Annotated in this window: 12 protein-coding genes; 5 read left to right on the top strand and 7 right to left on the bottom strand. The window is 36.8% G+C overall.

Translation table 11 applies throughout. From position 1 onward, the window contains the following. The first annotated feature begins 7 nt into the window (after positions 1-7). Both AC27VX_RS13235 and AC27VX_RS13230 read left to right on the top strand, forming a co-directional pair. The gene (locus tag AC27VX_RS13235; protein ID WP_488695995.1) at positions 8-1,120 is read left to right on the top strand and encodes a sensor histidine kinase; all 1,113 of its coding nucleotides are present in this window, start codon (positions 8-10) and stop codon (positions 1,118-1,120) included. After that, a complete protein-coding gene (locus AC27VX_RS13230) occupies positions 1,113-1,811 on the top strand; it encodes a LytR/AlgR family response regulator transcription factor (protein ID WP_236856080.1) in 699 nt (232 codons plus the stop codon). The genes AC27VX_RS13235 and AC27VX_RS13230 overlap by 8 nt, the downstream gene beginning before the upstream one ends. Positions 1,812-1,980: 169 nt before the next feature. On the opposite strand, the gene AC27VX_RS13225 is transcribed toward AC27VX_RS13230, so the two are convergent. From AC27VX_RS13225 to AC27VX_RS13215, 3 genes are all read right to left on the bottom strand, one after another. After that, complete coding sequence (locus AC27VX_RS13225) at positions 1,981-2,397, bottom strand: ester cyclase (protein WP_488695993.1); 417 nt, start codon at positions 2,395-2,397, stop codon at positions 1,981-1,983. A 155-nt stretch (positions 2,398-2,552) separates the two neighbouring features. Then, positions 2,553-4,943: a M1 family metallopeptidase gene (locus tag AC27VX_RS13220; protein ID WP_488695991.1), complete on the bottom strand. Its 2,391-nt coding sequence runs from the start codon at positions 4,941-4,943 to the stop codon at positions 2,553-2,555. A gap of 67 nt (positions 4,944-5,010) precedes the next feature. Next, on the bottom strand, positions 5,011-5,589 hold the full coding sequence (locus AC27VX_RS13215; protein WP_236856076.1) for a HupE/UreJ family protein: 579 nt from the start codon (positions 5,587-5,589) through the stop codon (positions 5,011-5,013). 151 nt (positions 5,590-5,740) lie between these two features. Between AC27VX_RS13215 and AC27VX_RS13210 the strand changes: the two genes are divergently transcribed. Continuing rightward, positions 5,741-8,968 (top strand): S8 family peptidase, encoded by a 3,228-nt coding sequence (locus tag AC27VX_RS13210; RefSeq protein WP_488695989.1) that lies wholly within the window; start codon positions 5,741-5,743, stop codon positions 8,966-8,968. A 79-nt stretch (positions 8,969-9,047) separates the two neighbouring features. Then, complete coding sequence (locus tag AC27VX_RS13205; protein ID WP_300688686.1) at positions 9,048-9,563, top strand: DUF6702 family protein; 516 nt, start codon at positions 9,048-9,050, stop codon at positions 9,561-9,563. A gap of 5 nt (positions 9,564-9,568) precedes the next feature. On the opposite strand, the gene AC27VX_RS13200 is transcribed toward AC27VX_RS13205, so the two are convergent. From AC27VX_RS13200 to radA, 4 genes are all read right to left on the bottom strand, one after another. Continuing rightward, positions 9,569-10,162: an acyl carrier protein phosphodiesterase gene (locus tag AC27VX_RS13200; RefSeq protein WP_236856072.1), complete on the bottom strand. Its 594-nt coding sequence runs from the start codon at positions 10,160-10,162 to the stop codon at positions 9,569-9,571. Beyond that, positions 10,159-10,866 carry a VanW family protein gene (locus tag AC27VX_RS13195; RefSeq protein WP_236856071.1) on the bottom strand — a complete coding sequence of 236 codons (708 nt, stop codon included), beginning with the start codon at positions 10,864-10,866 and terminating at the stop codon, positions 10,159-10,161. The genes AC27VX_RS13200 and AC27VX_RS13195 overlap by 4 nt, the downstream gene beginning before the upstream one ends. Next, positions 10,863-11,531 carry a class I SAM-dependent DNA methyltransferase gene (locus AC27VX_RS13190; RefSeq protein WP_236856070.1) on the bottom strand — a complete coding sequence of 223 codons (669 nt, stop codon included), beginning with the start codon at positions 11,529-11,531 and terminating at the stop codon, positions 10,863-10,865. Before AC27VX_RS13190 ends, AC27VX_RS13195 begins: the two co-directional genes overlap by 4 nt. A gap of 223 nt (positions 11,532-11,754) precedes the next feature. Continuing rightward, positions 11,755-13,104, bottom strand: coding sequence for a DNA repair protein RadA (gene radA / locus AC27VX_RS13185; RefSeq protein ID WP_236856069.1), 1,350 nt, complete (start codon positions 13,102-13,104; stop codon positions 11,755-11,757). A 129-nt stretch (positions 13,105-13,233) separates the two neighbouring features. On the opposite strand from radA, the gene AC27VX_RS13180 reads away from it, so the two are divergent. Next, complete coding sequence (locus AC27VX_RS13180) at positions 13,234-13,803, top strand: YceI family protein (RefSeq protein ID WP_488695985.1); 570 nt, start codon at positions 13,234-13,236, stop codon at positions 13,801-13,803. Positions 13,804-13,846 lie beyond the last annotated feature (43 nt).

Below are 13,846 nucleotides of genomic sequence, written 5' to 3'. Positions count from 1 at the left end.
TCAAAGTATGTTTTTAATCATAAATTTTATTATTATATTATTGATTATAAGGGTTTTATTTAATGGTAAGATTCTGGAAAGCCTTATGAAGTACCGCTGGAAATTTTTATTGAGATTTCAGCATATTTTTTTCTTTTTTATCTTCATTCTGATCACTTATTTCACCGAAAACTACTTCCTGAATGGTTTTGAATTAATTTGGAGTATTATTTTGAATGTATTTTTGAATGTCGGGATCTATTATCTGGTATACTACTATCTTGTTCCTTATTTCTATCTATCCAACAAATATCCGGAGTTTATCCTATATGCATTGATTGCCTTTTTGGTTTCCAGTCTTTTCAGGATCCTTTGGGAACCGGCAGTTTTCAGCATGAATTTTACTAAAGAAGGGTATTATGTAGGTTTCCTTTATAATGTGTATATCTCTCAGGGAATAGTGATTCTTGTTGCCTCGTTTTTAGGAATTACAAAAGATAAATTTCTTATAGAGCAGGATGTAATCAACCTTGGAGAAGAAAAAGAACAGCTTTATCTGGATTTGTTGAAATCCAAACTGAATCCTCATTTTTTACTCAATACCCTTAATAATATGTATGCCAACAGCTTTGTGCATACAGAAAAGACATCCGATTCTATTTTACAGCTTAGCAAGCTATTACAATATATTATCTATGACAGTGGAAAAGAAAAAATAAGTGTTGCTCAGGAGCTTTCTTCGCTCAAAGCGCTTGCAGATCTCTATCAGTTAAAATATAATAACCTGCTTAATATCACTTTAAACATTCAGAATCAGGAAGAATTTGATATCGCAGAAATCCCGCCTTCTATACTCCTTACATTGTTTGAAAATGCTTTGAAACATTCTGCTATAGGGGAAGAAGAGAGAAGTTTTATCAACTTATCCTGCACCATAGAAGGTTCAGAATTGTTGTTTGAAATCACCAACTCTATAGCTGCTTATCAGGCCCATCAGGTAGAAACGGGATATCATGGATTGGGAAATGATGCAGTTCTTCATATATTAGAAAAATGGTATGCCGGTCAATTTGAGTTCCTTTCAGGACCGGAAGAAAATAATCACTATAAAATTGTTTTAAAAATTAAACTAAATGGCTAATCTGACTGTAGTAAATGTTGATGATGAATACCCTGCTTTACAGCTTGTCAAGCAATATTGTGCCCAGCTGGAAGAGGTTGAGCTGCTGGGGTCGTTTCAGGATCCGGAAGAAGCCTTGATTTTTCTTAAAGCAAACAAAGTAGATCTGGTAGTTTTTGATATAAACATGCCTAAAATAAATGGAGTAGAGCTTTTACAACAGCTTCCCGATCCGCCGCTGTGTATTTTCCTCACGCTGGAATCAAAATATGCAGTGAAAGCATTTGAATTGGATGTGGTTCATTATCTTATAAAGCCAGTAGATTTTGATACTTTTAAAAAAGCGGTAAATAAAGCAAAGGATTTTTTTCAATTTAAAAACTCAGCCAATGACCGTCATCAGGAAGATTATATTATGTTCAAATCGAACTATGTGATGAATAAGGTTTTTCTCAAAGATATTCTGTGGATACAAGGATTCGGAGAATATATTGTGCTGATGACTCCATTGAAAAAGTATATGATCCTTGAAAGAATGTCCAACTTTGAAGAAAAATTCCAGCATTTTGGTTTCATTAGAATTCATAAATCCTATATAGTGTTATCAGATCATATCAATTCCTATGATTCCGGCAATGTGTATCTGAAAAATGGAGAACATCTTCCGCTGGGAAGAACCTATAAAAAGAATGTGAAAGAACATTTAAGTTAAAATAATAAAGCCGGAAATTTCCGGCTCTATTCTGCATTGTTATGAGATGATCAGACTAAGGACAATTTATTTCTTACCCAATCTTTTTGAGGAACGAATAAAAACACAATTGATAGGATCGCATAATAGTTAGAAATCCCCAGTGAAAAAACTTCAATCGGAGGAAGTTTTATTTTGTTTTCCTGAGTTCTGATAAAATAGTGGGGAGTGTATTAATCCCCCAATGTTCCAAGTATTTTCCATTTTTTAGACGTACAATATCTATCACATCAATTTTTATCTGCCTACCTGTGGGCTCTATTCCCATTAGAATTCCTGTATGGGTTCCCATGATTGCTTTTCTTGTAGTTACTTTATCTTCCTCGGCAACCTGATCATAGATTTCTACAGTCAGGTCGGGAAATGCAGGTTTTAAAATATTGAAAAATGTATTCCACATTCCATTAGCATCGTTGCTGTCAGGGGGGGCTGTTCTGTTGACAAAATCATCATCCATAAGTTGTCTGAACGAGTCGAAATTACATTGCTCAATGACTTCTTTGTTGAAGCGTCTCACTGTTTCTTTATTTTTTTCTAAACTGCTCATAGGTCTGTTTTTTTGTTTAGTGAAGTACTACAAATAAATTTATATTTATTTATAATGGGTTGAAATTTGGGTTGTTATTTAGTTTGAAGCTAATAATCTATTGTAATGGGGATATTTTTTAAACATAAAAAACTGCCCTTAGACAGTTTTTTATTTTATGATTTCTTACCTGCAGCCTGCATCGGATTTACTTTTCCGTTTGAGCTTCCCCTTACAGAGCCCGCCTCCTGTTTCTGTTTGAAGAGTTGGAATCTGGAAGTTTCATTACCGGATCCGGCATTGCTCCAAAAATTATTGGTGGTATCAATATCAGCTGTTTCTCTCATGGGGTCGAGCTGAATAGACTTCAGTTTTTTATCAAAATAATAAGTCTTGGAAACTTTTTGTTCGTTCAGTCTCCATATCTGTGCGGCAGATTTGTCATACAATTTTGAACCGTCTTCAAAAGTAAATTCAAGAATGATAGGCATTACCAATCCTCCTTTGTTCACGAAATCGATCTGGTAAGCAGTTATATTTTTGAATTTTTCTTTATCCTTATTATCAAGAGGAAGACCGGCTTCTGTCTTAATGGTATATTCTTTAGTGTTATCCACTTTTTCTTGGCCTCTGTCATATCTGTAGTAGAAGTCCTGAGCATCTTTGTCACCATCCACATAGAATTTAATATTCTTGTCTTCTCTGTTTCTGATTTTTGAAAGATCTTCAAAACTGTTCACCAAAGGTTTTTCAACCTGATATTTTACTTCAGCTGCTGCTTTGGGATCGGTATCCAGATTGGGAACTGCTACCGTTACTTTATCAATAGCAATATCCACAGGATCTGTACCGTAGAACCAGCCTCTCCAGAACCAGTCAAGATCCTCACCACTTGCATCTTCCATGGTACGGAATAAATCTGCAGGTTCAGGATGTTTGAATGCCCATCTTTTCGCATATGTTTTGAATGCTTTGTCAAAGAGTTCTCTTCCCATAATGGTTTCACGAAGAATATTCAGCCCTGTTGCAGGCTTTGAATAAGCATTCGGACCATACTGAACAATATTCTCAGAGTTGCTCATAATAGGCTCCAGCTGATCTTTTGGAAGTTTCATATAATCTACGATCGTCCATGCCGGACCTCTTTTGGAAGGGAATTTATTATCCCATTTTTCTTCCGTAAGATATTCTGTGAAAGTATTCAGCCCTTCGTCCATCCATGCCCATTGTCTTTCATCAGAATTGATGATCATGGGGAAGAAGTTGTGCCCTACCTCATGAATAATTACTCCGATCATTCCGTTTTTGGTTCCTTCAGAATAGGTTCCGTCTTTTTCAGTTCTTCCGAAATTGAAGCAGATCATTGGATATTCCATTCCATTAGCAGCTTCTACAGACTGTGCTACCGGATAGGGATAAGGAATGGTAAATTCAGAATAGGTTTTGATGGTATGCGCTACCGCTTTTGTAGAAAATTTTCTGTAAAGGCCATAAGATTCTTTTGGATAGAAACTCATTGCCATTACTCTATTACTGTTTTCAGGAATGGTGACACGCATTCCGTCCCAAACAAACTTTCTGGAAGAAGTCCATGCAAAGTCACGGACATCTTTGGCTTCAAAAACCCATGTTTTTCTTTGTTTTGAATGGTTCTTCTCTGCTTTTTTAGCTTCGTCCAGCGTTACTATTTCTACGGGTTCAGAAGCATTTTCTGCTTTTTTGTACCTTGAAAGCTGGTCAGCAGTTAAAACCTGATCATAGTTTTTACATTCTCCTGTTCCCCCTACAACGTGATCTGCCGGAACATTCATGGAGACTTTAAAATCTCCGAAAACCAAAGCAAATTCACCTCTTCCTGTGAACTGGTGGTTTTGCCATCCCTGGAAGTCGCTGTATACACACATTCTAGGATACCATTGTGCCATGGTATAGAGATCATTGCCATCTTCAGGGAAGTTTTCGTAGCCGCCGCGGCCGCCCATTTTTATTCTGTTGGAGATATTGTAGTTCCAGTCTACCTTGAAAACGAATTTTTCACCCTTTTTCAAAACTTTTGGAAGATCAATACGCATCATGGTTTTGTTAACCGTATACTTAAGAGGAGTACCGGAGGCATCCGTTACTTTTTCAAGACTTACTCCATAACCATTGTCTTTTACAGGAAGCTCAGTGATTTTGAGCTGTTGGTCTGTAGTGGAAGGATGGAGTACGGAAGAATTATCATATCCGGCATTTCTGATACTTGAATGTTCATTTTCATCAAGCTGAAGCCAGATATAATCCAGATCATCAGGAGAATTGTTGTAATAAGTAATGGTTTCTGAACCTTTAAGATTTCTCTTGTCTTCATCCAGATAAGCATTGATGTTGTAATCAGCCCTGTTCTGCCAGTATCCGTGCCCGGGGGCTCCGGAAGCCGTTCTGTAAATGTTGGGTGTTGGTAAAATAGTTCCCAGCTGCTCAAACTTGTTTCCATGATTGCTGCCTGGGTTATTCTGAATATTTTGTGCGGTGAAACCTGTATATGCAAATACAGAAAGTGAAAGTATAACAACTTTTAGTTTCATAACCGAAATGATTTATTAATGATCAAAGATAATAATAAGCTGTTGAAATAATAAAAATATTTCACATTTAAAAAGGAATTCTTTCCAAAGTCATTTTTAATGATAAAGCAAATACACCGGAAGATACAAAGAGAATCCAGTCTTTTTTATTGACTTTAAAAATGGTAAGCATCATAAAAAGGATAATTAAAATGGCGAAGACAATCACGATCTGCCCCAGCTCCAAACCAATATTGAAGCCTAAGAGAGGAACAGCGATGTTTTGACTCTTTGCAATCATTACCCTTGCCGTATTGGCAAAACCCATCCCATGAATAAGACCAAAAATGAGTGCCAGGTAATAATTGGCCCGCATCAGAGTCTGCTTTTTATTTTTCATGATAATATTATCGAACGAGGTCACAACGATGGTAAGTGGAATCAAAAATTCTACCCATGCAGATGGTACTCTGAAGACATCCAGAATACTTAAAGCTAGTGTAATAGAATGGCCGATGGTAAATGCAGTTACAAGGATCAGAATTTTTTTCCAGTCATTGTAAGAATAAACAGCAATCAGTGCAAGAACAAATAATTGGTGATCCAGGGCATCCATAGAGATAATATGTTCCCATCCAAGGTTTAAATAAAATAGAAAATCCTGCATTTTGACAATATGTTTTTAAATTTTTAATTTTCTGTTAAAATAAGTGAATTATTATTTTAATTTTGTTTTTTGTTATTAGTGTTTAATGATACTGCGAGTAATCTTTGTATCAGGTGAAAATTATACAATTGTATTATTAAAATAAATGAAAATGGATATTAAAAAATTATTTTTTGCAAAAGTAAACATTTCGAATGGAGGAGGGAAACTTCTAAGAAATGCTACAGCAGCCTTTTTGGGATTGTATTCCTACGCTTTTTATGGGCAGGTACAGAAACTGGATTCTCGTTTTGACGTATTGCTGAAGAATAAAGAGAATGTAGTGAAAGGAAATGCCATAAAGGAGATGGAGAGACCAGACATGAGACTGGATCAGCATTTGGTGGTAACTGCTAAAGGAGCACAGACGATGTATTCCTGTATTATTTATACCAAAGAGCCGGAAAAACTAAAGTCTGACGGATTTTTAGTTCAGAGCCAATTGCCTTCTTTTTCTACAGCTTTGGTAAGTATTGATGATATCGAGAGGCTTATGAAGCTTCCTTATGTAACATCTGTGATGGCCCCATCTTTTGATGAGCTTCATAATGATGTGAGCAGGGCTCAGTCGGGAGCCAGTCTTTTACAGGATGGCGTATTCAATAATACAGCTTACAACGGAACAGGTATTTTAGTTGGGGTTTATGATACGGGAATAGACTGGAAGCATCCGGATTTCAGAAAAGCTGATGACCAGACGAAAAGCAGGATTGTTTCCATTTGGGACCAGACTTTAACGGCGCAGGGCGGTGAAACAACTCCTACAGGATTTGCAACAGGGGTGGAATATACAAGAGCTCAGATTGAAGATGAACTGGATGGTACCCCAACAGGCTTTGTACGTGAAAATGATACTAACGGGCATGGAACCCATGTATCCGGTACAGCTGCGGGAAATGGGGCTGCCTTTGCAGATAAAAGACATAAAGGATTTTCTTCAGAAGCTGATATCGTCTTCGTAAAAGGAGGGAACGGATCTTTTCCTACCACCAATACCATTAATGCTTTAACCTATTTCAAAAATGTAGCCACAGCTCTGAATAAACCTATTGTTGTCAACATGAGTATCGGGGGACAGGGAAGTGCACACGACGGAACAGCTTCTCATGAAGTAGCCGTGGATAATTTTACTTCATCAGGACCGGGAAGAGTAGTCGTTATCTCTGCCGGAAATGACTACGGAACCAATCTTCACAGAAAGGGTACTATAGAACCCAATGCTGCACAAACCTATAGCTTTACTGTAGCTAGTGATACTTCTACCGCTTCAGTATTTTCTTTTCTGATGTATGCCAATAATGACACCGCCGTTACCGCAAAACTTACAACTCCGGATGGTCAGCAATACACACAGAACATAAGTACTACAACAGCTCATAGTATTTTGGGAGGAGGATTTACAGCGACTATGTATAACTATTGGAGTGCAGATAACAATAAGCGCTATGTTCAGTTGGTAGTCAGCAGAGTTTCAGGATCTACAGTCAACAGCCAGGGAAATTATACATTAGAAATTACCAATAACGGAGCACAGCAGATAACAACTCATGGCTGGCTTTATAGCCAGGGGGTAACTACTACGCTGCAGAATGGAGATAATGAATATATTGTAGGAACTCCGGGTAACGCTTCGAGTGCAATTACGGTTGCTTCCTATATGGGAAGAGCGAGCTGGTATAGCGGAACAAGCGGTTATTTCACACTTACACCTCAGGAGTCAATATCCTCATTCAGTTCACAGGGGCCAAGAGCAGATGGTTTTCAGAAGCCTGATATTACCGCATCCGGTCAGAATGTGATTTCTTCCAGATCAGGAAATTCTTCTCCGGGAGCAACAGATATTATTGCGGGAACCAATTATTATGTGAAAAATCAAGGAACCAGTATGTCTTCTCCGGGAGTAGCAGGAGCGGTAGGGTTGCTGCTTCAGGCAAATCCGGCATTAACGGCAACGCAGGTTAAGGCACGCCTTACCTCTAATGCAAGAATGGATGGAGCAACAGGTACTGTTCCTAACATGAGATGGGGGTACGGTAAACTAGATATTTATAAAGCAGTTACTGACGAGTTGGGATGTGTGAAATCTAATTTTGAAACAGTAGGTTATGATGAACCTTACGTGCTTGCGAATACAGAATCCAATTATTATTTTGATAATATAGCATTAGCAGTTCGGTATACACCAACGCTGACAGGAAAGCTGGGAGGTTTCTCATTTTTAACAGGAACTAGTCTTCCTTCGGATATTCCGGTAGATATTCAAATCAGACAAGTAGATAATAACGGAAATCCGGGAGATATAATTGCGGCAAAAACCATTACCTCATGGTTGAATAATACACAGAGATTTACCTGGAATTATGTTAATCTTTCCGATCTGAACATACAAACGACAACCGGAAAAGATTTTTATATTGTGGTAAACGGTTTAGGAGGAAGAATTGCCATGAAGGCCGAGAGTGCTGTGCTTAATAACAGATCTAAGACTTCTACAGATGGTACAAGCTGGACTCCCAGAACTTTTGATTTTAAAATGAGAGCCGCAGTTTATGAAAATGTTGCTGAAGTAAAGAATCTCGCTACTTCCAATCAGACAAAAACAAGCACAGTAGCTGGCGGATATAATTATTTTACAAATAACTGCCAGTTTATTTCGAGAGTTGAAAAACAGCCAGCGAGTACAGTTTCAGGAAATATAACATCAAAAGTATGGGTGGATAATATGCAGCCCAACTATGTTGCAAGAAGATATGAAATAAATCCTGAGGCCAATGCAACTACTGCAACAGGAAGAGTGACTTTATATTTTAAACAGGATGATTTTGATGCTTATAACCTGACAAATAGTATTAAACTTCCTTCTTCACCAGCAGATGTTGCCAGTAAAGCAAACCTGATTATTGAAAAATATGACGGGACAAGCGCAGGAAACATCGGTACAGTAGCTTCTTTTGGAAGTTCAGCAACTTTTATTACGCCTGATATTAACGATATTGTATGGAATGATACTTATAAGTATTGGGAAGTAAGCTTTCAGGCAGCAGGCTTTGGCGGATATTTTGTGAAAACCAGTTCAACTTTGGGAACGGCAAACGTTAAATTGAATTCAGACGTAAACATCACTCCAAATCCGGCTAAGGATTTTGTGCAGGTGATATTGGGCAGATATTCTAAAGCGGCAGTAACGATTTATGATGTTTCAGGAAAACTGGTTAAGACAGTCAGTGTTAATAAAGATTCAGGAAAGATTGATATTTCAGAATTAGTAAGAGGAAATTACCTGTTTACGATTACACTGAATGATGGTACAACAATTACTAAAAAAGTAGTCAAAGAATAATATTTTTTAATCAGATTATAATAGAAGCAACAGTTGTATGACTGTTGCTTTTTTTATATTTGTTACCAAAATAGAATGAATGTTGCGCAAATTTTTTTTTGGATTGTTTTTATTGCTGACCGTGGTCTTCCAGAGTTTTGGAAGTAAGGACGCTTTTCATCCTTATCATGTGGGCTCAGTGGAAATTAATTATAACTCAAAGTCCAGAACATTTGAAGTGACAGGCAGATTTTTCTTAGACGATCTGGAAAGTGGTTTAGGTAAAAAATATGGTGGTTCTTTTCACTTTAATGATGAAAAATACAAAGCTAAGCTCAATGAAGCCTTACAGAAGTATTGCGCAGAATATCTGAAATTGAAAGTTGACAGTAAGTTTTTAAAGATAAATTATGTCGGCTATGAAGAAGATCAGGAATCGGTAAATGTTTTTCTCGAATCAGAACCTGTCTCAAATCCTAAAAAAGTAGAAGCAGCCGTAAGTTTTCTGTATAATCTGTTTGATGATCAGATCAATATTGTTCATATTATTGTAAACGGACAGAGAAATAGCGAGAAGCTTTCATATCCTAACCGCTACCTTTATAAGCAATTTTAATACAATCAGTTATCCAGCTGAAGTAATGTATTGATCCCCTTAACATGAGCTTCCAGATCCGGAAAGAAATCATTATAACACTCTTGGAGAAAATCTTTATTCTCTAAAAAAGCTTCAAAAACAGGGATATCTTTGTCCAGATATTTGGCCTTATTAAGCACATTTTGAATACTGAATTTAATTCCCCAGTCTTCACGGTAGTTATAAAGCCAGTCGTCATGTTCCATCTTAACAAGCATTCCTTTAAAATTATCCGGCAGCCATTTTTCATGGGCATTCAATACACGGTAAACCTGGAGGGAATGATTTTTCCATTCTTCCGGAGAGTGTAAAGAAAGATCGTTTGCTACAAAATAATCCATGGAGACGTCTACAAATGCCCCAGCATAAAGCCTCACCAGTGGAGCAAATGCATGCTTTGCCTCAAGAATTGCAGGATGTGAATCTGTAAAAGTATCTATGGCTCTGTGCAGGGTAATACCGTCCTGAATATCTTTCGGAAAAGAAAAACGGTCTTTGTTTCGGATAAAATCTTCCAAAAACTGACCCACGATCTGCCCGTCAGTGAAAGAAAGAAAAGAGTGAGCCAAATAATTCATAAACGAATATAGAAATTTTTAAACAAAGTTTTACTATTGCTTAAGGTTTCTACCCAAATACCTTTTTCTGTTTCAATATATTTAAATTGAATTTCCTGTAAACCTAATTCAATGGCAGAAATCAGGCTGAGGTGAAGCTCGTCATCAGTAATCGTGCATTGAAGCTGAACAGGAAACGGAAAAATATTTTGAATTTGCAGATCCTTATAGCCATAAACCACTGTACAGTCTGAACCCAGGGGAGTAAAACGTTCCTCTTCCTTATATATATCTATAGAATGCGGAAATCTTTCTAAAATTTTCAATCCTGACTGAAGAGCGAGATAATATAAAATTGAAGAAAATTGACAGATTCCACCGCCAATATCACTTGAAATATGGTTTTTAATCAGGTTTCTTCCCTCCTTAAAATTATTTTTTTTACTTGGTTTTCCTGTTATTTTCCAGAAAGAAAATACTTCATCGGGATAAATCACCAGATTATTGATCTTATTTCCTACAACTTTTAAATTATGGATTTTATTCTGATGAAATGTCCCTTTCTTAATGATCTGCTGAAGTCTAATAGAATGCGTACCGATGTTTTCTGAAATATATTCCTTAGGGTAGGAATGGTTGTTTTTCCTTTCATCAGCATACCGCTGCAGAAGCTTCAATTTTAGTTTCCACGAGTGGGGTATCCAGTTTTTTAGTTGCTGTTTCATATCTTTTCTAAAACTGTAATATGATAAGATGCCCAGTTTCTCAGGAAAGTTCTGCACAGTAGAATATCCAGTGGCAGAAAGAATTTTCTTACGGCCTTTGGTAATCTGTGAATTGGAAAAAAGAGGATTCCTGTTGTATTTTTTACTTTCCACAGGTCTCCTGAAAGCCGTAAAATTTCTGAGGATGAAAAGCTATTTCCCGCATGCCAGTCTTCCTGTGGAGAAATTCCTTTTTTTCTGGTTTTCACAGGGTAATCGAAAATTAAAGTTCCGTTTTTACTTAATTTCTGATGACATTCATTCAGGAAAGATTTTGTCTCTTCCTGGTTTTGGTGCATAATGACATGGAAACAGAAGATGCAATCAAATTCGCTGTTAAAAGGAATACTTGAAATTTCCCCTGCAGCCAGAATCTTTTCAGGATGTTTTCGACGGGCAATATGCAGCATTTTCTCGCTGAAATCTGTTCCATGAGTAGCAAAATTAAGCAGCCGGCCTGTTCCGCACCCCAAATCCAGAATCTTAGTATATTTTTTATTTTGAAAATATGAGGTTAAAAATGATCTTTCCTGTTGATCAATATATTTTCCATAGGAATTCCCGAAACGGTTTTCATCATAGGATTCTGCAAGGTTGCTGTAATATTCACGGATATTTGCTTTCATGATTTAAAAAGTCCTCTGTTAAGATCTTTAATTTTGCTGACTTCTACAATATTTGTTCCGATGTATTGAAGTTTAAAACCGGAAGACCTGCTATCTCAAACCTTTTCCAAAAATACAACACTGAAAAAACAGAAAATTTGGTATGAAGATCTGCCTCACAAAATCAAGAGTATTTTGCGAAATGAAAATAACCATTCTTCATTTTTAACTTTCAATTTTCACCTTAAAAAAGTCTTTCATGAAAATCTTCAATCTTACTCACTTCCTCAATTTTGATTCCGAATTTTCTCTTCGGAATTTTGTTAAGATTAGAGACAAATATCTTTTCATATCCCAGCTTTTCTGCTTCAGTGATTCTTTGCTCAGCTTGAGCTACAGGGCGTATTTCGCCACTCAATCCAATCTCTCCGGCAAAGCAGTAGTGCTCTGAAATAGCAATGTCTTCATTGGATGAAAGTACGGAAGCCACTACGGCAAGATCTAAAGCCGGATCATCTGTTTTTATCCCTCCGGTAATATTCAGGAAAACGTCTTTCGCTCCAAGTTGGAAACCTGCTCTTTTTTCCAGAACAGCCAAAAGCATATTCAGTCTTTTAGAATCAAAACCTGTGCAGCTTCTCTGAGGAGTACCATACACTGCTGTACTTACCAATGCCTGAATTTCCAGAAGCATAGGACGGTTTCCTTCCAAAGTGACCGCAACAGAATTTCCGGAAAGTTCTTCAAATTTTTTGGTAATAAGAATTTCTGAAGGGTTTTTAATTTCTTTCAATCCCTGGGATACCATTTCATAAATTCCAATTTCGGAAGTGGAACCAAAACGGTTTTTATTCGCTCTCAGTAATCGGAAAAGGTGATTTCGGTCTCCGTCAAAATTTAAAACGACATCCACCATATGTTCCAATACTTTTGGGCCGGCAATCTGACCATCCTTAGTGATGTGTCCTACCAGAAATACAGGAGTATTGTTTTCTTTGGCATACTTTATAATTTCATTGGAACATTCTCTGATCTGCGAAACTGTTCCGGGTGAACTTTCTATCAGCTGGGATTGCAGCGTCTGAATAGAATCTATGATCATGAAATCCGGTTCCAGTTTTTTGGCTTCATGGAGAATTTTTTCCAATGAAGTTTCAGTAAAAAGAAAACAGTTGGGGTTTTGAATATCAGTTAATCTATCAGCCCTCATTTTAATCTGAGAAGCACTTTCTTCACCGGAAACATAGAATATTTTTTTCTTCATTTTCAACGCAAGCTGAAGAAGAAGAGTAGACTTTCCTATTCCGGGTTCACCTCCGATAAGAGTAACAGATCCCAGAACAATGCCTCCGCCCAAAACACGGTTCAGTTCCTCAGATGGTGTTTTGATTCTTGGTTCTTCACTTGTTTCTACTTCAACAATATTGATGACATGTTGCTTAGTCTTTGAAAATGGAGGTGTTTTATGGGATGGTTTTTCAACCACTTCTTCTACTAATGTGTTCCATTCTCCACAGTTTTTACATTGCCCCATCCATTGAGGATACTGGGTTCCGCAGTTTTGACAGAAATATGCTGTTTTCAGTTTTGCCATACTGCGAAGTTATAAAAAAAGCATTTCTTTTAGATCTTTAATATTAAAAACTGACACATATACATTCTGTGAATTTCTTTCATATCTTAGCTTCATTCAATTTAAATAGTAATGTAAAATATAATTACAATGAAAAAAGTTTTTTTATCTTTTGTATTTGCCCTTTTTAGTGTTGTAGCATTTGCACAAGGGAGCTGGGAAGTTGATCCAATGCATTCTTCAGTTAATTTCAATATTAAACATATGGGAATTAGCTTCGTACAGGGAAGATTTGATAAATTTGAAGGAAGAGTGAATAACAACGGTGCTAATTTGGATAATGCCGATTTTAAATTCGGGGTAAGTATTCGTTCTATCAACACTGGAGTGGATGCACGAGACAGACACCTTGTAAGCCCGGATTTTTTTGATGCTGAAAAATATCCTGCCATTGAATTTAAGAGTACTTCCATTACGAAGGATAAGAATAACAACTATATTCTGAAAGGGAAGCTGAATATGAATGGAATTGAAAAAGAAATCAGTGTTCCTGTAATATTTGGTGGGATTACAAAGAATAAAGAAGGAAAGGAGATCATGGGGATTCAGGCAAAATTCACGGTTAACCGTTTAGATTATGGAATTAAATATGATCCAACCGGAGCGGGAATTGCAAAAGACGTTGAAGTAAGTCTTTATTATGAGCTTATTAAGCAATAACTAAAAAATGACTAGTCCTGAAAATCTGATACAGATTATAAGA

Source organism: Chryseobacterium sp. 14P4.3.2, from assembly GCF_057799275.1.
The sequence above is the reverse complement of the archived record's forward strand: the minus strand, read 5'-3'. Positions and strand labels throughout refer to the sequence as shown.

Excerpts from the sequence above, each read along its gene's own strand:
- AC27VX_RS13235 (WP_488695995.1), top strand. The coding sequence starts at position 8 with ATGTTTTTAATCATAAATTTTATTATTATATTATTGATTATAAGGGTT.
- AC27VX_RS13230 (WP_236856080.1), top strand. The coding sequence starts at position 1,113 with ATGGCTAATCTGACTGTAGTAAATGTTGATGATGAATACCCTGCTTTA.
- AC27VX_RS13225 (WP_488695993.1), bottom strand. The coding sequence starts at position 2,397 with ATGAGCAGTTTAGAAAAAAATAAAGAAACAGTGAGACGCTTCAACAAA.
- AC27VX_RS13220 (WP_488695991.1), bottom strand. The coding sequence starts at position 4,943 with ATGAAACTAAAAGTTGTTATACTTTCACTTTCTGTATTTGCATATACA.
- AC27VX_RS13215 (WP_236856076.1), bottom strand. The coding sequence starts at position 5,589 with ATGCAGGATTTTCTATTTTATTTAAACCTTGGATGGGAACATATTATC.
- AC27VX_RS13210 (WP_488695989.1), top strand. The coding sequence starts at position 5,741 with ATGGATATTAAAAAATTATTTTTTGCAAAAGTAAACATTTCGAATGGA.
- AC27VX_RS13205 (WP_300688686.1), top strand. The coding sequence starts at position 9,048 with ATGTTGCGCAAATTTTTTTTTGGATTGTTTTTATTGCTGACCGTGGTC.
- AC27VX_RS13200 (WP_236856072.1), bottom strand. The coding sequence starts at position 10,162 with ATGAATTATTTGGCTCACTCTTTTCTTTCTTTCACTGACGGGCAGATC.
- AC27VX_RS13195 (WP_236856071.1), bottom strand. The coding sequence starts at position 10,866 with ATGAAACAGCAACTAAAAAACTGGATACCCCACTCGTGGAAACTAAAA.
- AC27VX_RS13190 (WP_236856070.1), bottom strand. The coding sequence starts at position 11,531 with ATGAAAGCAAATATCCGTGAATATTACAGCAACCTTGCAGAATCCTAT.
- radA (WP_236856069.1), bottom strand. The coding sequence starts at position 13,104 with ATGGCAAAACTGAAAACAGCATATTTCTGTCAAAACTGCGGAACCCAG.
- AC27VX_RS13180 (WP_488695985.1), top strand. The coding sequence starts at position 13,234 with ATGAAAAAAGTTTTTTTATCTTTTGTATTTGCCCTTTTTAGTGTTGTA.